The sequence below is a fragment of the Bradyrhizobium sp. LMTR 3 genome (assembly GCF_001693485.1).
Classification (GTDB): domain Bacteria; phylum Pseudomonadota; class Alphaproteobacteria; order Rhizobiales; family Xanthobacteraceae; genus Bradyrhizobium.
The window spans coordinates 256492-275453 of the sequence record NZ_MAXC01000053.1; the positions used below are offsets into that span (position 1 = coordinate 256492).

The 18962-nt window shown below is 60.8% G+C and carries 14 protein-coding genes; 2 read left to right on the forward strand and 12 right to left on the reverse strand.

The window, feature by feature from the left end; all coding sequences use genetic code 11:
- Positions 1-14: 14 nt before the first annotated feature.
- Positions 15-335 (reverse strand): ATP-binding cassette domain-containing protein, encoded by a 321-nt coding sequence (locus tag LMTR3_RS40155; protein WP_349643834.1) that lies wholly within the window; start codon positions 333-335, stop codon positions 15-17.
- Positions 336-399: 64 nt separating this feature from the next.
- Between LMTR3_RS40155 and LMTR3_RS33400 the strand changes: the two genes are divergently transcribed.
- Positions 400-1089 carry an IclR family transcriptional regulator gene (locus LMTR3_RS33400; protein WP_065749346.1) on the forward strand — a complete coding sequence of 230 codons (690 nt, stop codon included), beginning with the start codon at positions 400-402 and terminating at the stop codon, positions 1087-1089.
- Between the two features lie 894 nt (positions 1090-1983).
- Here the strand turns inward: LMTR3_RS33400 and LMTR3_RS33410 are convergent.
- The 3 genes from LMTR3_RS33410 to LMTR3_RS33425 all read right to left on the reverse strand — a co-directional run bounded on the left by LMTR3_RS33410 (position 1984) and on the right by LMTR3_RS33425 (position 3321).
- The gene (locus tag LMTR3_RS33410; RefSeq protein WP_245320116.1) at positions 1984-2292 is read right to left on the reverse strand and encodes a Rap1a/Tai family immunity protein; all 309 of its coding nucleotides are present in this window, start codon (positions 2290-2292) and stop codon (positions 1984-1986) included.
- A gap of 428 nt (positions 2293-2720) precedes the next feature.
- The gene (locus tag LMTR3_RS33420; protein ID WP_065749201.1) at positions 2721-3038 is read right to left on the reverse strand and encodes an LvrA C-terminal domain-related protein; all 318 of its coding nucleotides are present in this window, start codon (positions 3036-3038) and stop codon (positions 2721-2723) included.
- A gap of 67 nt (positions 3039-3105) precedes the next feature.
- Positions 3106-3321, reverse strand: a complete 216-nt coding sequence (locus LMTR3_RS33425; protein ID WP_065749202.1) for a hypothetical protein — start codon at positions 3319-3321, stop codon at positions 3106-3108.
- A gap of 387 nt (positions 3322-3708) precedes the next feature.
- Between LMTR3_RS33425 and LMTR3_RS33430 the strand changes: the two genes are divergently transcribed.
- Positions 3709-4020, forward strand: a complete 312-nt coding sequence (locus LMTR3_RS33430) for a hypothetical protein (RefSeq protein WP_065749203.1) — start codon at positions 3709-3711, stop codon at positions 4018-4020.
- A gap of 82 nt (positions 4021-4102) precedes the next feature.
- Here the strand turns inward: LMTR3_RS33430 and LMTR3_RS33435 are convergent, their stop codons facing one another.
- From LMTR3_RS33435 to LMTR3_RS38810, 8 genes are all read right to left on the reverse strand, one after another.
- Positions 4103-5506, reverse strand: a complete 1404-nt coding sequence (locus LMTR3_RS33435) for a Fic family protein (RefSeq protein WP_245320095.1) — start codon at positions 5504-5506, stop codon at positions 4103-4105.
- Positions 5507-6008: 502 nt separating this feature from the next.
- Positions 6009-8246 (reverse strand): DEAD/DEAH box helicase, encoded by a 2238-nt coding sequence (locus LMTR3_RS33440; RefSeq protein ID WP_065749205.1) that lies wholly within the window; start codon positions 8244-8246, stop codon positions 6009-6011.
- Positions 8215-9549, reverse strand: a complete 1335-nt coding sequence (locus LMTR3_RS33445; protein WP_028348689.1) for an ATP-binding protein — start codon at positions 9547-9549, stop codon at positions 8215-8217. Before LMTR3_RS33445 ends, LMTR3_RS33440 begins: the two co-directional genes overlap by 32 nt.
- Positions 9546-11939 carry a TerB N-terminal domain-containing protein gene (locus LMTR3_RS33450; RefSeq protein WP_065749206.1) on the reverse strand — a complete coding sequence of 798 codons (2394 nt, stop codon included), beginning with the start codon at positions 11937-11939 and terminating at the stop codon, positions 9546-9548. Before LMTR3_RS33450 ends, LMTR3_RS33445 begins: the two co-directional genes overlap by 4 nt.
- A gap of 252 nt (positions 11940-12191) precedes the next feature.
- Positions 12192-13403, reverse strand: coding sequence for a Wadjet anti-phage system protein JetD domain-containing protein (locus LMTR3_RS33455; RefSeq protein WP_065749207.1), 1212 nt, complete (start codon positions 13401-13403; stop codon positions 12192-12194).
- Positions 13400-16900 (reverse strand): SbcC/MukB-like Walker B domain-containing protein, encoded by a 3501-nt coding sequence (locus LMTR3_RS33460; protein WP_065749208.1) that lies wholly within the window; start codon positions 16898-16900, stop codon positions 13400-13402. The genes LMTR3_RS33455 and LMTR3_RS33460 overlap by 4 nt, the downstream gene beginning before the upstream one ends.
- On the reverse strand, positions 16897-17538 hold the full coding sequence (locus LMTR3_RS33465; RefSeq protein ID WP_065749209.1) for a DUF4194 domain-containing protein: 642 nt from the start codon (positions 17536-17538) through the stop codon (positions 16897-16899). The genes LMTR3_RS33460 and LMTR3_RS33465 overlap by 4 nt, the downstream gene beginning before the upstream one ends.
- Positions 17528-18946 (reverse strand): Wadjet anti-phage system protein JetA family protein, encoded by a 1419-nt coding sequence (locus LMTR3_RS38810; RefSeq protein WP_065749210.1) that lies wholly within the window; start codon positions 18944-18946, stop codon positions 17528-17530. The genes LMTR3_RS33465 and LMTR3_RS38810 overlap by 11 nt, the downstream gene beginning before the upstream one ends.
- Positions 18947-18962: the final 16 nt, after the last annotated feature.

An 18962-nucleotide genomic window follows, 5' to 3' on the forward strand; every position in this document is an offset into this window, starting at 1 on the left:
GCCGGACTGATCATTCAGTCCCGTGAGCGGCTTGCGGAAGATCTGAACGTCTCCGACGAGTGTTTGAAGAGACCTGTGACAGTGTTCAGGATGGTGGACTTGCCGCAACCGGTTGGGCCCACGACCGCAACGAACTCCGCGTCGCCTACCTGGAGGTTCATGCTTTTGACAGCGATGAATGCGCCGAAGCGGATCATTACCTCGCGCAAGTCAACGGCCAGCGTTGGTGGCCTTCCATTGTCTCGCATTTCAGAACTCGTTCTGTTATGTGCACCCATAGTCGTGCGTGTGAAGAGAGTCAATCTGTTCTGGTGTACAGAACCACCTTGCTCCATATCTGATAGCCTCTAACACCTCAATTTTATAATGGTTTCTATTCTTCAGAACCCTGGAGCAGAGATGAGCAAGATAGGAGTTGACGCGGTCAGGAGAGCGCTCGCGATCCTGAAAAGTTTCGACGCGGAGCAGTCTGCGATGACGCTGACGCAGATTGCGGAAATGACAGACCTCTACAAGAGCACAGTGCTCCGATTGGCCTCTTCCTTGGAAGCTGATGGCTTTCTCGTCCGCGGCGCGGACCGGTTGTTTCGACCGGGACCGGAATTGTGGCGTCTTGGGGCGCTCTATCAGCGCGGTCTGGATCTTGGCGAAGTCATCCGGCCATCCCTTCGGCGTCTGGTTGAGGCAACGGGAGAAACTGCATCCTTTTATGTTGCAGATGGCGACGAACGCATCTGTCTTTACCGCGTCAATTCTCCACGTTCAGTTCGACACCATCTCGAAGAAGGCCAGCGATTGCCGATTGATTGCGGCGCCGCCGGTCGAATTCTCACTGCATACCGCGAGCCAACGAACGTAGAAGGGAAGAAGATCCGCGATAGAGGCTTTTATGTTTCGATCGGAGAGCGGGATCCGGAGGTCGCCGCGGCGGCCGTGCCGTTGATGGACGTACACGGCAAACTGAGGGGCGCCCTTTCGCTATCAGCGATCAAAACGCGATTCGATGCTGAAGCCCGCAAGGCGGCAATCGATGCTCTCAAATCGGAAGCCAAGGCCTTAGCGGGGTTACTGCCCGCAAGCGAATGCTGATCATTGAGGGCGTCCGCTTTGCGCCGTTTTGTAAAGAAGCAGACGCGGGCTTCGGCAAAGGCTGGCAATGTCTTATGGCGCAGCATGAGGCAATCAGGCAGTTCCCGACTGTTCAAGGCGGAGCAGCCACGTTGAACGATCGACAACAGAGATGATGGAGGCGAATGACATTCACATGCGATTTGATGCGCCCGCCATGCTTCGCAAATGGCCGTCCATAAACAACGAACGTCGTGTAGACAGAAGCACCTATCTGCTGGCGGAAGGCACGCTGGACGATTGCATACGAGAGTTTATGACGAAGCCTGAGGTCACACGTCACCTTTACGAGATCCACACAGCGCCACAGCCTCCGCTCGTAACGGAAATCTTGTTAGCCGATCACATCACGGAACTCGCCAGATTCCGAAGTTTCCTCTGATCGGGATCTTTCGGCACTTCTGGACCAGGCGAAGGTCAGCCTCAAAACCGGTGAGTCTCAGATCAAGAACAACAATTCCGCTTTGCCCTCGAAAGCAGAGCTGTACGTCAGTGCCGCCTTCGTTCTTGAGACCGGCTGGCCGGAGCACTGGCTCTTATTCAATTAGAAGCGATCATGCAGCTGGCCGCTGCAACGGAGCCTAGAATACATGATTCGCGCGGCTCGCAACGCGGGGTTGCGCCGGAGCACGCGTGCCCGATCTCTCTTCAGCCTCACCATTTCGGCTCCCAAACCGCTACGGGTAAGCGAACAGTTCGTTTCCGGACTGAAAATGCGACCATCTTGTACCGGCTTGAACGCGCGGGCGTGCTCCATGATCCGCCGTGCTGCTTTCTCAGGATCAACAAAGGAACGGTCTATTCGATATTTCATCTACATATCTGCTGCAACGGCAGGCCGTCGCCGCGCTCCAGTCACCGCTTAGCCGGTCCGCTACCTACCCAACTTTCGCAATCGAAAGCTCTTATCATTGCCCGCGATGAAAGTAGGTAGGCCGGCAGATGTCGCTCCTGCGGATTCTGACGCAAAGCCTGCATCACGATATCCACAACCTGTTGCCGGGAAATGTTCGGTGCGCTGCTGTGTTTGCACTGGTAGGCCAAGTGAAGATTGTCGAAATGGCCTGAAATGAGGCCGTAGCATAGGCCTTTTTCAAACCCATCGTTCGAATTGCAGAAACGGTACAGATCGTTGCCGCTATCGAATTCGGCCATCGCCGGCACGGTCAACACAAACAGCCAAAACAGGACCCAAATACACCTCATCGCGCCCCCTCAAAATGGGGCCATTTAGTGGCGGGCGGGGAAAGAAAAAAATTCATAGGCCAACCGATGAAAAATGCCCTGGGGGTCGGCGTATAAGAGGGTCAGGGGTGTCGCCACACCTTCATCGGCAACCGAATCTCCCATTGCTCGCCATAGGCCCAGACCTCGCTGGCGGTTTTTATTGCGGCATCGTTCTCGCTGTCGATTAGAGAGCGGATCATTTCCATCTCACGGCCAAGCAGCGATGCCCGGAGGGCGTGTTGAATTATGCTCGATGGCATTTCCGGCCTCCCTAGACTCGCCCATTTGTTTTGGCAGCTTCAGGCTCCGGACACCGGCTTTTAGATTGAACGATTGAACGCATGGGCGGGCGCTGCTGAGTCACCTCATACCGAGAACCATTTCTGTTTGGGCGCTGGTGCCTCGTCCATCCAGTGGCCGCCTGCCAACCATTTGTCGGGCGACTTTGTGAAGGTGGGAGACTCGTCCTTTATGTTGGCGATGGCGGCCTGCCGCTCGGCGGCATACCGCTCCGCGCCCGCCAGCAATTCTTCAGCGGTGGTGGCCGTCTTGGGTTTGATGATTCTGTCGTAAACCTTCTTCGCCGTGACTTTCCCTGCTTTCTTGGGATAGGCCCGCCAGAATCCATCGAAGGCGGCGGGTTCAACCTTGGGCGGTGCAGCGCGGGGCCGCACGGTTTCCATGGGCGCGGGCCTCTCGCCTTCTGCCTTAAGGTCTCCGCCTGAAGGATTGCTGGGATGGCTTCAGCCATCAGAAACCCATCACAGCCAGAATAATCTTGGCAACGGAATCAGGTTTGCCGCCTGAATAATTTCTACGGGCGGCATTCTTCAATTCTGAATCTATGGCGGAGCTATATATATCTTCTTCTTTAAGGTGTTTCTCTAAGGGGTAAGAACTAAGGTGTATATCCGGCGCGCCGAGAAGGAAGTGCGACGTGTCCTCGGCCCGATCGAGCGCCTGCAAGCGGAGACTGCCTTATCGGGACTGCGACGTAATCGTCTCCGGAACCGAAGATCCGTCGAGCCCGGGCACTGTCACTTGCATCGACGCCGAGACCGGCACGTTCGTCGGTACGGCTCGGATTGCCGATCATCTCTCGATGGTCCGATCACGGACGAGGAAGTCGCGCGCATGGTCGGGGGAGCGTACCGGTTGGCATCGATCGCGGTCGATTTGGAGACGGATCTTCTTTGTCGCCGCAGCAGACGCATCTCGGACATTCTGCGGATCCGCCGACGACTATGTCGCCGCAGGTACCGCCCTCGTCGGCTCGCTCTAGGCTGAGTTTTTCGCGCCCATCGCGTCTTGCAGAACCCGGCAGTAGAATCTTCGGCATTAGAGGAGCCGAAGATGAGAGCCGTCGATATCGCAGCTTACTTCACGAAGAAGATCGCGAAGCCCATCCAGATCGACGTCGAATTCCAAGACGACCACTTCTTCTACACCATAGAGCCCACGGCGGTCGCGGAAGACACGGTCCACGTTCCGGTCTCGACCAAATACGAGATGTGGTTCGGCGAGAAGGCAAAAAGAGAAGAATATATCGGCGAGGTCGCCGTCCCCCGTGCGCGACGGCGATACCGTCCAGAGCGTTCTCGACACCGCGATCGCGGTGGCCCACTTCGGAAGTGGCAGCGAGAACATCGAGATCCGCGGGCATGACTACGATCGGATCCGCCGGGCCTATGCGAAGTACGTGGAACGCAGGGAAGATCGACTGTCTGGTCCTCGAATGTAACGCGGATCACGGCCCTTTTGGGCCGGCCGAAACCTCCGATTCAATCTCGTCCGGATCGACGTCGGCAAAGATTGGCTCCTCGCCGAACGGACGGTTGATGATAGCGAGAGCTTCGGGAGCGGCGTAGATTCGATTGCGCGCGTATCCGGTCCTCTCTTGCAGAATGCCGGCTTCTTGCAATTGCGCGATGCCCTGATTTATCTGTGCAGGCGAGATATCGAGCAGTTGGCCGAGCCGCTTCGCAGTCATGACCGGATAGTTATGAAGTTCGTCCAAGGCTCGCATGGCCGCAGATCCCTTTCGGAATTTTCGGCGCTGCCTCCAGCGCTCGGACAATTCCGAAAGTGCCGTCCGGGTTCGGATGAGTTCTTCGACGGTACCGGTCACGGCGTCGGCCATGAAGGTGATGATGGGCTCCCAGTCGAGCCGTTGTTGAGCATCCTTAAGCGAAGCGTAGTACGCGCCCTTTTTGCTTTCGATGTAAGGCGAAAGGTACAGCGGCACATGCTTCTCCGCCGCCATCATGAGCGGAAGTAGAAGGCGACCGACACGTCCGTTGCCGTCGCGAAAGGGGTGCACTGCCTCGAAATGGGTGTGCGCGATCGCCATGCGCGTGATGAACCCTTGCGTCATCTGCTGCATCCCCTCGTTCCGTAGGTAATCGACCGTTTGGGCGAGGCAGTCGGGGACGTCGGCAGGAGGGGGAGGATTCAAACTAGAATATGCGATGTCTTTGTTTCCGCCGATCCACACAACGCGCGTGCGGAGGTCGCCGGGAACGTCCTGATAGTCGGGGTCGTCCTTCATCACGGCGCGATGGAGATCCTTGATCAGGTCCATCGTGAAGACGCTGTAGCCGTCCTTGGCGGCTCTCGGGATGAATCCGTCCAAGGCAACGGCGTAGTTACGGACTTGGCGCGCTTCGTCCCGGGCGCCGTCGTCACCCGACTCTTCGACGGAAAGCAGTTCGTCGAGAGTGCTCTGGGTACCCTCGATCGACGAGGAACTGACTGCCTCGCGTCTGGTAAGGACCCGACTGACGATGTAGGGGTCCTTCATCTGGGCCGCGATGGCGTCGACCTTGCCGAAGGCCGCTTGAGCGGCTTCCAAGGCCTTCGTCGCTCCTCCAACGAACACGCCGTCCTCCGGGGGGGCAGGCGGGACGATCCCGTAATGGGAGTCGTAGGGCGGCGGTAGCTTCTTAAGGGTCTCGCGAATCGTATGGCTGAGGTCGCTGCGCTTCATGGGAACCCAAAATAAAGATCGTATTTTTGTATTTATATTTTGGGTTCCTGCAAAAAGCCACAACAGGCTGCGATCGCGAGGGCGCTTGTTTTGGCTTTCGAAAGTTTCAGCCGGGCTCTGTTCCCGATGCGTTCCATTAACGAAGGCTACCGCAAGCGGCAACATGCCTGCCGGTCCCCTTCAGCGCTCCGGGATCTGCCCCACCCGGTCACGCAGCACGATCCTTACCCCGCCGGCCGTCCTGAGGGCCACCTGCAAGCCTCGCGGCAAGCTGGCCCATCGTCATGACCTGCACACCGGCTTCGTTGTGACGCGCGGCATGTACCCGTACCATGTGACCGGCGAGAGTCGTATGGGCGAGCACCGTTCTGCGCACTTGCATCTGCCCGACGAAAAGCTCCGCCTTTGATGCGCCTCGAGTTGACAGTATTTTGGCGCAGTCTGAATCTTTGAAAAGCGTGAAATGCTCTCAGTGGTTGAACTCTTCGGCAACTTCGCCCGATTAAGGAGGCGCCCGTTTCCACCACTTTTAAGGACTCGACGCCGTGATCGGTAAAAACATGCCGCCCGAATCCGAAAAGCCAGCCCTACAGTTTTACCGGGGTTCCGGGGAATTCGATCTCCTTTCCCGGAGCTACACACGCGTCCGGTGAGGATCGGCGGATGGTCAGCGCAAAGTCTTGGCGATTGCCGTGGCCGTGCCAACGAACTGCCCGTTCTGAAGTGCCCACTGCTTCTGAGCGAGCGCCTCCGGCACGAAGTCCTGAAACTTCCCTGAGCGTACGTTCTTCACGAAAGCTGCGACGTCCATAGGGTCGAGCGCGGACATGCAGCCGAGTTTCTCGAGAATGGGCACCATCTGCGCCGGCGTGGTCTCGGGCACGGTCACTCCCAAATCGTGGACACCGCACTCCAAGCCGGCCATTCCGAGCGCAGCGCTGAAGACGGCCGTCGTCTGCGAGCCCCTCCAGACGAAGAGGTGGAGGTCGCGCTCTTCCTGGATGAGGGAGCGCCGATCGAGGTCGAGCGCCCGAAAGGTATCGCGCCCTTCGGCCAACAGTTCTTGGGCTGCCTTGTCCAGGTATTCCGGAACATCGTTGTCGAGGTAGACCGCCCTCATCTCGGCCAACAATCGGTCGTGCGCGGCCTCACCGTGAGATGGCTCGAACCGCGGCACCATGCCTCCCGGATGCGGAGCGACCGACAGGACCTTTCCGGCCTCGTCGACGTCGAGAACGATCCACCGTTGCCCGGCGAAGACCACCAGGCTGTCCTTATGAACCGGGAACGAGATCGGGAGAGTACCGAGCGTGCGCCCGGCCGCGGTGAGACGCCATTCCTCCGAACTCTCGAACACAGCGAAGAAATCGCGCGACTGCACGATCTTCTCGCCCTCCGAACCGAGCATCAGGACGCCGTCTGGCGCCTGTTCGATCATCCGGACCTCACCGGATCCCAGATGACGCAGCAGCTGCGCGAAGTCCGCCGTATCGATCGAGTTGAACGGTCCCGGCCCGCACAGCAGATCGAACAACGGCTTCGGACGGATGCCGCCCCGTTCGGCGATGACGGACAGAACTTGATGGATCAGTGTGGAGGTCGTTTCCGGGCTGGGCGCAGCAGGCTCGACGAACCCAGCTAGCAGCAAGCGGACCACAGCCACCGACCGGATAGTATTCGGACGCAATTGGTCGAGAATCCCCGACTTGACGTCGACGTAGGGCTCGCGAACGTACACGCGTAGGATCGACGGGGTCCCGCGCCGCCGACCAGTTCGGCCGAGACGCTGTCGCAGAGACGAAAGAGAGCGAGGCGCGCCAACCTGGGCGACCGATTTGACGGAGCCGATGTCGACGCCAAGCTCGAGCGTCGACGTACATACCGCCGTCGTCGGCAGGTTGCCGTCCTTCAGCCGAATCTCGAGATCCTCTCGGAGAACCTTCGAAAGACTGCCGTGATGAGGATAAAACTCATTCGAAACGCCCGCTTTCTCGCATCGGCGCCTGAGACGGTCGGCGGCCGACTCCACGGTTCGCCGAGACCCGCCGAAGACCAGATTGTTCGTGCCGCGCAAAGTCGAGAATAGATGGTCACAGATCGCGTCCAGCGCGATGCGCTTAGGCAGTTGAGCGTCTTGGCTGCCTCCTTCCGCATGATCGGGATCGTCGAGATCCGGCGGCTCGACGTAGCCACGTATCTGGAGCCGCAACTCTGGAGAATCCGCCTTCGCGACAAGAAGATCGACATTTTGCGGAGCCGACGGACGAAGCCAGGTCGTAGCTTGGGTCAGATCACCGATGGTAGCCGACAATCCGACCCTGCGGGCTGGCTTCCGAGCCATCGCGTCGATGCGCTTCAGAAGGCTGGCCACATGCAGTCCGCGCGGACCCTGCAGGAATGCGTGGAGTTCGTCGACGACGATAAATTCTGCCGACGCAAAAAGGCGATGCGCATCGCCCGGGCGCCGCGTCAACATCGCCTCGATCGATTCAGGCGTAATCAGCGCGATACCCGAAGGCTTCGCGATGGCCTTCCGCTTTTCCGCCTGAGAGGCGTCCCCATGCCATTTGACGACAGGGATCTCCATCGCTTCGCAGAGTTCATCCAGTCGCCGGAATTGGTCGTTGATCAACGCCTTCAGAGGGCTGACGTAGATTGCAGAGAATCCGCCGCCCTTCCTTTCCGCGATCAAAGTCAGGATCGGCAGGAACGCCGCCTCCGTCTTTCCGGCGGCGGTCGCAGCAGCGATTACGACGTCCCCCGCTCCGTCGAGAATGGTGCCAATGGAGCGTGCCTGGATTTCGCGAAGTTCATCCCAGCCCTGGTCGCGTATCCAACGTCTGATCTTCGGATGAAGCCGATCGAAGGCCCCTTCAGTTGCCGATACGGAGACTGGTGAGCTCATCGCCCTCCCCTCCCGCGGACTGCGTCGTTTCCTCCGTGACGGCGATATCGGGCGCATCGGGCGCAATCTGGATCCCGCCGATCAGGTCCTGCCAGCGTGCGCCTGGGTTCTGTTCAAGAACGGCGAGCATCTGCACGAACGCGCGGACGGTGGTGCGTGGCGTCCGGAAATACGCCTCTCCGATGCGGCGATTGCAGTGATCCATGAAAGCGGTCAAGGCCTCGTCCGGCACCAGAAACTTCGCGGGGTCACCGCCAGCAAAGACGTTCCTGATGTTGGACAGAAGCACGAGGAGATCTTCCGGCGTGAGGCTCTGCAGTCGGATGACCGGACCGCTATAGTCGACCAGCCCGTTCGCCGCGAAGCGGTTTTCGGACAAACGCGATTGAAGCGCTTCGTAGCTGTACAGGCCGCGCCGCGTGTCGAGGAGGAATTCCGGCGTACCACACATCATGAAGCCGATGCCGGTGGTATTGCCCTGCAGGGCATCGTTCACGATGCGAAGGATTTCCTCGAAGTTCTGATTGCGGGCCTGGGAATTCTGCAGCTTGTAGATGTTGACCATCTCGTCGAACATCACGATCAGGCCGGCATATCCTGCCAACCGCGTCAGACAAGCGAGGGATTTTAGCGAGTCGTAGACGTTATCATCGTCGATGATGGTCCGCACCCCAAGCGCCTGGCGGGCTTCCGTCTTGGTCGAGAACTCCCCGCGGAGCCACCTCAGGGCCGATGTTTTCAACGACTCGTCAGAATGTTCGCTGCCGCGCCAATAGGCCTTCAGCACGACGGCGAAATCGTATCCCCCGACGAAATCCTGAATGGGAGCGAGCTTCTGATCGATCACGGTCTCGACCGAAAGCTGCCGATCGGCGGCCTCCTTCACAGCGTCAGTGACCAGCCTCTCGATTACCGCACCCAGCGCGCCGCCGTCCGGCTTCGTGCGAGTGGCCATATTGCGAATGGCCTCGGAGTACAGCGCCCGCGCCTGTCCGCCGCCCGCGTGGATGCGTCTGTCCGGCGCAAGATCGGCGTGGACGGTGACGCACTTCCGCTCCAACGCGATGAGACGGATCAGGTTGGCAAAGAACGTCTTGCCGGCACCGTATTCGCCGATGATGAAGCGAACGCCGGCGCCGCCGTCGGAGATCCGTTCGATGTCGCGAACCAGCGCGGTGATCTCCGCCGCGCGGCCGACCTGGATGTGCGGCAGCCCTATGCGTGGCACCACGCCGGCGGCGAGCGCCTGGATGATGGTGTCCCGGTCCTTCGCTTTGATCGGGCGTGCAGTGGATGGATTCATGCCGCTTCTCTCAGTTCAGCCAGCCTGTTGCGCAGGTGCTCTACCATGACGACGTCCTCGCCGTCCTCGATGATTGCCTCCTCGAACCGGTCAAAGGCCCAATCGTTGATCCGTTCGATGGCCCCGTCCGGCAGCAGCTTGAGGTCCTTCGCGCGCTGCTCGAATTCAGTCCGCGGCAGAGATCCCTTGATTTCGAGAAGTTCGACCAACTCGGCATGGGCGGCGTCGAGCCCCTCAAGCGAGCCGGCCGAGGCAGAGGGGACGGGAGCTGGTTCGGGCGGGGATGGCGCGTCTTCCTCGAAGATATTCGCCAGGAGCGCGGAAACCGTTTGGGTCTCCCGTTGCGTACGTGCAAGCCGGGCGGCATCTATGCGGATCGTCGATGCCGGCGCCGACTCCGCCTGCGTCTTAGCCGTCTCGGCCGGAATGGGCGCCTTCTCCGAGATGGGGATTGGTACCCCCTCGGCACGGACTTCTTGTGAGATGGCAACGGGCTCGTCGGCTGCCTGGGTTGGACTTGCGCGATGCAAGGCGGAATACACCCGTTCCTTTGGAAGACCGAGCGCCTTATGGAGCCGCTCCAGAAAGCGCACTTCGCTCGCATCAACGTTCTCGTTGCCAGCGATGATCGCTAGTGCGGCATCGGCGATGATCGTGCGCTCCTCTGGGCTGCGCTCGCCCAGCTTGCGCATTATCCGGTCCTGCTTGGGCGGACTGTTGAACACGGTCGCGGCGTAGGCGATCAGCCGTGCCTGCTCGATCGGTGATAGATCCGTGGCGTCTCGAACTCCTGCGACCACGCGTTTGAGCTCGTCGGCGGAGGCATCGCCGTCAGCGGCCGCGGCCAACACGGCCACCTCAACCTGAGCCTTCACGGCTCTGTAGCTGGATCGGTCGGAATCGACCTTTCCGCCGCCATCCGCTTTGAAGATGATGACCTGATCCTCGAGTTGAGGGACGCCGCTCCCATAGCGGCGATCCGGCTCTATCGCGATGTCGATGCGGTCCAGAGCCGAGCCGAGCTGGTCGGCAAGCGTGGGCGTGACTTTCCCGTTCGCCGGCATGTCGAAGCCCGCCGCCTCCAGCATGTTGCGCATCTTCGTGCTGGCGCGTTTGTGTTCGCCCATCGAGCGGTGCATCTTCTGGCCAAAGAGGTGAATGCGGCTATCCGCAGGGTCTCGTTGCAGCGATTCCGGCAACAAAAGCGCGGCCTGCATAGACTCGCGGGAGTCGGGACGCCGTCCGACGAAGCGACTGAAGCTGTCGAGTTCGTCCGTGCACTCCTGCACGATCCTCTTCAGATCGGCCGGCCCCTTTCCCGAAGTCTGGCAAATGTCCGGATATCTCTCGTGACTACCCGCTATGGGAACCTCGAACGCGCCGCTCGCGGCCTTATAGCTGAGGCGGATGTTGCCCGTTGCTCGAAGCGCAAGGCCGCTGGGATAGCGCTCGTTGAACCGATAGCGGAAGAGCCGCTCGAATTCCTCGAAGCACCGGACTGCGGGCGTCCGAAGATAGACGTCCGGAATTGCAAGCGCCCACAGCAAGGCGTCGTGGGAGCCGAGCGCTCCATCCTGCTGAAGCGCCCGCCCGAGGTGCAGTCGGATCGCGACATCCACTTCCGAGGAGACTGTCCGCTCCGGGGAAGGAGTTGGCGGCGAGATCGGAATCCCGGCGGCTATTCTGGCATAGCTCAAAAAGCGCGTGGCGTAGCCGCGGAAGGAGTTGTTGTCCGCATACACAGTCAGCAGCCGCTCCACTTCCTGAATGAGAGCAGGCAACGACGCAAGATTCGTCTCGATGAAGGCGCGGTGCTCCAGACCGTAGAAAAAAAGGAACACGTGCCCCACGCCGTAAGCTCGGCTGCTGCGCCCTTCGGCCATCCAGTTCAGGAAGGCGCGGCGGGCGGCAGGAGTGATGGCGGCATAGGACGGCCAATAGGGCATCGAACTTCCTTCGACGTCAGGCCGAGTTGCGCTCGCGGAGAGCTTCGGACTGATCGCGTACTGATCCGTCAAGCGCCGGTCGTCCAACTGCACGAAATCGCCCAGATAGAACAACCCGCCCGGGATCTGCGCGCCCTGCACGACCACAGTTTCCGAAGGATCAACCCACCGCGCTGGAGCCCGCTTTGCTGCCTGCCGGTTCATCGGCGCGGCGACTGATACCTGGTCGGTCTGCGCGGGGAACGGCGGGGGAGCTTTGCCCGAAAACAGCGCCCGCGACCCTATCGCCCAGATCAGGAGTAGCACCCCCACAACAATCGCAAACCCTGCGATGGCAGCGCCATTTTGCAGGACGAAGTGATACGCCGCGCTCAGGGCCCAAAAAACGAGACCCAAAACGATCAATAGGCCCAGCCCCGCCGAATTATTGCTACGTCGCCCCATCGCTCAGTTTCGTCATAAATGCAGGCACCGATCAAATGGGCGCCGTAATTACGAGACCGTCCCATGGAGTTGCCGATTGTCGCAAGCGCAATCGAGAAACTCCACTGCCGTTTCCACCTGTTTTGAAGGCCTATGCGATGTATGACTTTGACTTCATAAGAAGATTAGGCGCGAACGATCGGCCGTCATGCCCCAAAACCGTTTCGTTTCCAGCTGCACACCTGCTCCCCCTTGCGCCTGTTTTCCTGACGCTCAGCCTGGGCCGTGATCCGCAGCTGGCACGACGGACCGCGGCTCCAGCGCCTCCTGCTCCAGGTGGCGCACATCGGATCCAAACGCCAGCCAGTCAGCCAAATTGCGGATAGCGCTTTCGGATCTTGCGATCGACCCTAGGCTCGGCTCCGGATCGGCCGGCTGCCCGGCCTTCTCGGCCAGCTCCTTGGTCATCAGGTGCGGCCGCGGCCCACGCGGCAAGTTTTCCTCCAAATACCTGAAAATCCGCAGACCGCCGGCATCTACATCGCCCCAGTGAAGGAACGGCACCTCGGCCGGCACGGTCACCAGAACCTTCGACAGGAGCTCGATGACTCCCGCCGCCGGGAAACCGCCGGTGTAGACGACCAGGCTGCCGTCCTCGATCTCGCGAACCTGCCGATTGAAACTCGCGTAGTTCTCGATCGTCAGGACGGCCGTCGGCCGCACCAAGACCGATAGCTGCGAGAGCATCTCCGGATGGATTGATGCGAACGGCTTGGCGCGACCGTCGACCACGCGGCCACTGGCCCCGTCCACGGCAATAGGCCCTTTCAGATGAACAGGGTGGCTGAAACGCTCCAGGCCGATGTGCGCCCAGACTACGTCCGCCGCTGCACCGGGCTGCCCGATCTGGACGCCGAGAACGGCGGCGAGCCGCGAAGCGTGCCGATCGAACGCCTTCGTGTCGTTCGTCGCCTTTTGGGAGAAGGTTCGCGCGTCCAGTCCTTTGGCCTCCTGCCGCGAGATGGACGCCAACAGCGTGAAGAACTCCTTGGCGGCATCGGCCTGGCCGGCCGTCAGGCGATAGGCGGGCTCGTTGCGGGTCCACCTAGCCGTCATCTCATCCAATAGGCCGACCACCCACGGCTCACCGGCCGTAGCGACCGGAAGCAGCTCGTTCCTGACGCGCTGCGCGGTCGCTGGCGCCGGCGGACGCCCCAGGTGTCTGGCCAGCAATTCAGGATCGCGCACGCGAACCCGCTCGATCAGATGGCTCCGGTCTCTCTTGCCCCGCAGCAGTTCGACGGCGCCGAACCTCTCCGCCGCCGCCATCTGATCGTGGAAGCGGCTAACCTGCTGCGCGGTCGATAGCCTGTCGTACTCCGGAGCCGCGGAAGCCGGCCGGGAGCGATCAGGTTTGCGCTCGCTCCGCTCCAGGAGCCGGTCAAGGAATTCGACGCCGGCATCCGGTGTACGAACGTCGGTCATTCCGCCGCCTGGTCCTGGGGGATGACCGCAGCCTTCTCGACAGCAATCAGCTCGGATTTGAACACGTCGAAGCCCTTCCGGTATGGGTCTATCGCAACGATCGCGTCGCGGGCCTTCTCGGTCAGGAATTCAGTGTCGATCATCACCTGGTTGCCGAGCCGGTTCACATTCACGACGGTGTCGACCACTTCCATGAACACGTGACGCTTTTCGTCGGGGGTGGCCAGCATGACCTGGAGCCCGAGATCCCGCATGAATTCCGAGCACTGACCGATCGCCTTCGTGTCCAGTCGATTGAAGGCCTCGTCGAAGATGGCGAGCGACAGTCCGCTCTCGCCGGTGCGCCGGTTCTGGTATGTGGCGGCCAATGAGGCACCGATGGCGATGTAGAAGGGCAACTGGCCTTCACCACCGGATCCCGTGCCCGCACGGCTCGTCAGCGACGATCGGATCTTGCCTTCGGCATCCTGGATGTAGAGTTCGAAATTGAAATACTTGCGCGGGTCCTCGATATCCTCGGTCCGCGCCTCCACATTCGACAGGATCTCCTCGATCTGGCGAACCGCCCGGATCATGGGAGAGTTCGCGTCGCCGCTGCGATCCCCGAAGAGAGACAGATTGAACTCTGGCTTCCTGGATTCCTCGACGAGCTCGATCATGTCGACATGGGTCGGGGCCTCCAGCGCCTTGAACGAGTAGTAGTCGCGCCCGTGGAACTGACGATCCTTGAGGTGACGATTGAGCTCGTTCAGGGTGGCCTTAATGCCGGCGAAGGCGTCGTCGAGGCGATGCAGGAGATCATCGCGGAATGCCGAGGTCATCTCGGTCGCGGCGTTCCGGCACTGCTCCTCGTATTGGACCAGTTCATGTGTGTCGAGGCGCTGCTTTTCCGCCGCGGCCCACTTCTCAACGGCCGCCGGCGTCGCTTCTTCAGCCGTGAATGGCGGCACGACATGGAATTCCTGACCATGCTTGTTCATTGCGCCGGTCATTTCGCGCATGAGACTCGAGCGGCGATCCGTCGAGCGGCGATCCCGATCGGCCACGAAGCCAGCGATGAGGTTTTGTATAGATTCAGTGGCGATCGCAGGGACCTGCCCCCGGTACTCGCGCATGGCCGTCGGCTGCGGAAAGCTATCCCGCATCTGGCGCGCGCGACCGCGCCGGACCGACGACAAGTGGTCGCGGTTCTCCTTCACATAGATTTCGTATGCGCCCTCGGCGCGGTCCCGCGCCGTTTGTGCCCCGTTGAAGGTCACTTGAGTCGTGTTTTTCAGCCGGGCGACCATCGCCGCTTCAGACCGCAGACGATCTCGCTCTGATATGAGCTTGGGATCGCGATTACGCCTGGCATCCTGGATATTCTTCTCAGCATCCGAGATCTTGCGATCGAATTCGACCAACGTAGCGCCGCACAACAAGCAGCTCAGCCCCGCGCCCTGTACTTTCTGGAATTGCGCGAACATGCCCTCGAAGAGACGGGCCTCTTCTTCCAAGCGCCCCACCTCGCGAGCCTGTTCGGCGAGCTTGAGCTCGAGCTCTTCCCGCTCGGTCTGAAGTTGCCGGCGCATTTGGGCCTGGGTGGCGCGACCGAGTTTCAGGTACTCCGGCTTGGGAAGCCGCCGGACCGTCCTGCCGCCCTGCATCATGCGATCGGGCGTAATGGCGTTCTCAGCGGCAACCATCCTGTCCATGGTCTCCACCATCATCAGTCGGCCGAGGCGATAGTTGAGGAAGGCCCGCGCGTGCCGGTTATCCGTGCCGATGATCTGTGCCAGCGAGCCCTTTTCGGGCGGCCTGGTACTGTCGGTCTTCGTGGTGTTGATGACCTCAGCGTGCTGAAACGAATACTCCCCGCCTTCCCGATAGATTTCGAGGGCGCGCACCGCCCGACTAGGGTCGACGATCAGCGCCTCTCGGGACCGCCCCAAGACGGCTTCAGCCGCCATCCGCCACTTATCGTCGCGGATTTCCACCAGGTCGCACAAGGGTTCAGCTTCGATGCCATGCGAACGAAGCTGGTCGATCAACTCCCGCGTGCCACGCTCGATGGGGCTCAGTCCCTGGTCCATTCGCCTGAGATTGCTGTCGATCTGATCAATGCGATCCTGAAGATCCTTGGTCGCGACACGGGCGTTGAAATGGAGATCCGAGAACGTCTTGCGGACCGCCGCGAGCAGTTCCTGATCGACTGCGGCAAGCGCCGCATCCAGATGCGAGGCGCTATCCTTCCAGTCTTCCGGGAGCGTCTTGTCCCATTCGGAAAGTGGCGCTCTTCCCCGAGCGACCACGACTGCACTCAGCAATGCATGCAATAAATCGTTCCGGCGGACCAGCAGATTGCGCTCGACGGCCTTTTTGATCGAGGCGATGAGCCCATCGATCTCGTTGACCGCTACCATTGCATTGGCGCGCTCACCCATGGTGAAATTCTTGTCCGATTCATACATTTGAGCGAGTTGTTCGCCGTCACTGGTGTTGATCGACAACTCGACGGCCTTGAGCTCCGTTTCGAGCGTCGAGTGCCGGGTCGACGCAGCGATCGCTTCCACTTCCGCTTTTGCAGCGGCGCTCTTGAGCTGCGCAATGTTCTCTTCCTGACGTCGCGCATCCCGCCGGAACTTCTCCCAATCAAGGCGGGCAATCTGCCAATTGGTGACCGCGATAATCCGTTCGTTTTCGACGGCGCGGCCGACGATGCGGATGATTCCGGCGAGGCTCGCGCTCTGCGCCCTCAACTCCTCGATACGGCGGGTCAGCGAACGCCAATGTTCGATCCCGCGCCGAAGCCTATCGACCTGGAGGGGCTGAACGTCGAGAACGTAGTTCCGGACAAAGTCCGTGGGATTGTCCACCGGCTTCAACAGCAGCGCGTTCCGGAACGCCTTCTGGAAGCGCCTCGGGTCGAGCGGGAAGCCTGTCGGCGATAAGACCCGGAGCGATTCCGCCACGAAGTCCGTGGCGCTGGAGAACGCGTCGTCCACTTCGATATTCCGGGCGCGCAACGCGGTGCGCACCGCATGCCACTGCAGCGTCTCGACCTCATCGTCGCCAACCGCAGCGAGGATGTCTTCCTTCATCATCGCACCCTTGGCAATGAATCGCGCCTCGCAGAACTCGTCGCTCCTCGATGCCGATGCCGAAAAAGCCACACCCAGGCTTACCGCCGAGCCGTCCTCCAGATTCTCGAAGCCCAGGATGATGTAGGTGTAGGCATGCTGGCGAGTCGGCTCCGACCGCTCGCCCTTCTCGTCGAGCGAGACCACGCCAAGGCAATAGTCTCGCAGCGTCCGCTTGCTCCTGACGTTGCTCTGGGCGCTCGGATTGAACCGGATGCTGGCCATACTCGCGCCGGAGAGCACGGTCTGCACGGCGTCGATGATCGCCGATTTCCCCGCCCCGTTCGGGCCGATGATCGCGGTCATGCCGCGCATGTCGACCTGCTGTGCCCGGAACAGGTACCAGTCGATCAGGATGATGCGACGCAGTTCGATCACGCCTGCACCTCGCTCGCGGCGTCGGTCTTTGCCGTCGCCGCGGTGGAGCGCGAGACAAACTCCTCCAGAGAGCCGAGGGTGTCCTTTGAGACCACGATCGGCAGGGCAGGCCGCAGGAACAGGGTGAAGTTCCTATCGTCACGATCCTCAATCCGGACGAGCCCGCGCTGCCTGAAGCCGGCTAGGATTTCCTTCACGCGCCCGAAGTTCGGTCGCTCCCGATGGGTCCGGTCTTCGTAGATCTGCAGGATCTGCTCGCTCTCGACCTCCACCTCGCCGAATTCCTTAGCCTCGAACCGCGTGAACGCCTCCTCGTAATGGAGCCGCAGCACCAGCAGGAGCAGGCTCTCGTCGAGTTTCATGCTCTGACGGGGAGGCAGTTCGTTCGCCACGAGGCCGACGTATCCGTCGTTCGGCCTGCCCACGACGCGGTAACCCAGGGCGTCAAACAGGTTCTCGAAGTAGCCAATGTAGCGACGGAGCACCTCGTAAGAGGTCTTCATGCCCCAGTCGTTTTCATAGATGAACTGGGCGCGCCAGAGCGACTGCGCGGCCTGACGCAGATCCTTCTGCAACCGGTCGCCGTCGCCGCCCTCGGAATCCTCGTCGTCGATCAGTTTGGAAAGATCACGCAGCATCGGCCGAGGTCCTCGTTCTCTCGATACGGAATGCGGTCACGTCAATCCAGTCGTTAGAGGTGCGCTCCTTCTCGAGCGCGATCGTGAATTCACCCAAACGCACAGAGCGGCCCACCGCCGCCAGATTCGGAAGGGCTCGGTAAGCAAAGAGATCCGGAACGCTCTGGATCTCGATCTCGGAAGAGGACATTGCATCTCGACCTTGCATCTGCCGGCGAGCGAACTCGAGCAGCTTCTGATCGGACACGCGCACCATCCGGTCGAACTCGGTCGTGGCCTGGACATAGGCGCGCAGATAGGGATCCTGCTTCGGCACTTTGAAACGCGTCCGCTCGGGCGGAGCCTTCGGCGGCGGCGGGGTGTACAGCGCGAGTGATGTGATCGGAAGTGCGACATCCGGCGACCTCAAACGGATCTCGACCTCGTCGCTGTCGACTTTCGAGATCTGCTCGATCAGCCGGACGATCCGCTCGGCGGACCCCTCCCCCATGACGTCCATGTAGTGGACGGTGGTGCGGATGCGGCGCTCGAGGCGGTCCCGGAAGTCCTCGATCTTGTCCATGAACGGTCCGACGTCCTCGAACACGCTCTTGATCTTCTCGAGCTCCGCGATGACTCGTTCCTCGGCTGTGGCGATCGTGGCGCCCGCAGCCATCACACCCTGCTCGATGTAGGCGCGCGCGATCTTGCCGAGACACTGGGCGTCCGCAAGCATGTCGCCCGCGAGCGATGCGATCGTGCGGCGATGACGGTAGGGGTTGTTGGACGTCTTGAGTTGCTTGTAGTCAGCGATCAGCAGCCCGTCGACAAAGTCCTGGAAGAAAGTGCGGAGGATGGCCGCCGCGTTTGGATTGCCCAGAATGCGGTCCTCGATCTCGCGCATGCCGGCGAGAATCCGGCGCATGCTGCGGGCGAACCGCAGGGCCGTGTCGTGCGCGTTAGCCAGACCTTGGGCCATGGTCTCCGGCTCGCGGTTCGCGGCCTCAAGGTTGTTCTTGACGTCGACAACGGCTCCGGCGACGCGCACCCGGCTGTTGCCGAAGTCGGTGATCGCGCCCAGGACCATGAACGCGTCCGGATTCATGTCGACGTAGGTGCGCCACTTCTCGGTCTCTTCCGTGAGCCAACCGGTGTCGCGCAGTCGATAGTAGGCAAGGTAATGAGCTTGGCTCGTGGTCTGATCTTCCTCAGGGTCGCCCTCGGAAAGCTCGCCCATCGATCCGATGCCGAACTCCGAGAGGCCGATTTCGATCTGCTTCACGACCTCTTCCCTGAGCGGCGTCTCGAGGATCCGTGCCGAATAGACCCTCTCGTAGAGACGCATCAGCAGGCGCGCGTAGACGTGCTTCTTCGGCCCCGATAGAGGCTTGAAGAGGGTCTCCGGAAGATAACCAAACAGCTTCATCATCGGTCCTTCAGCCGAT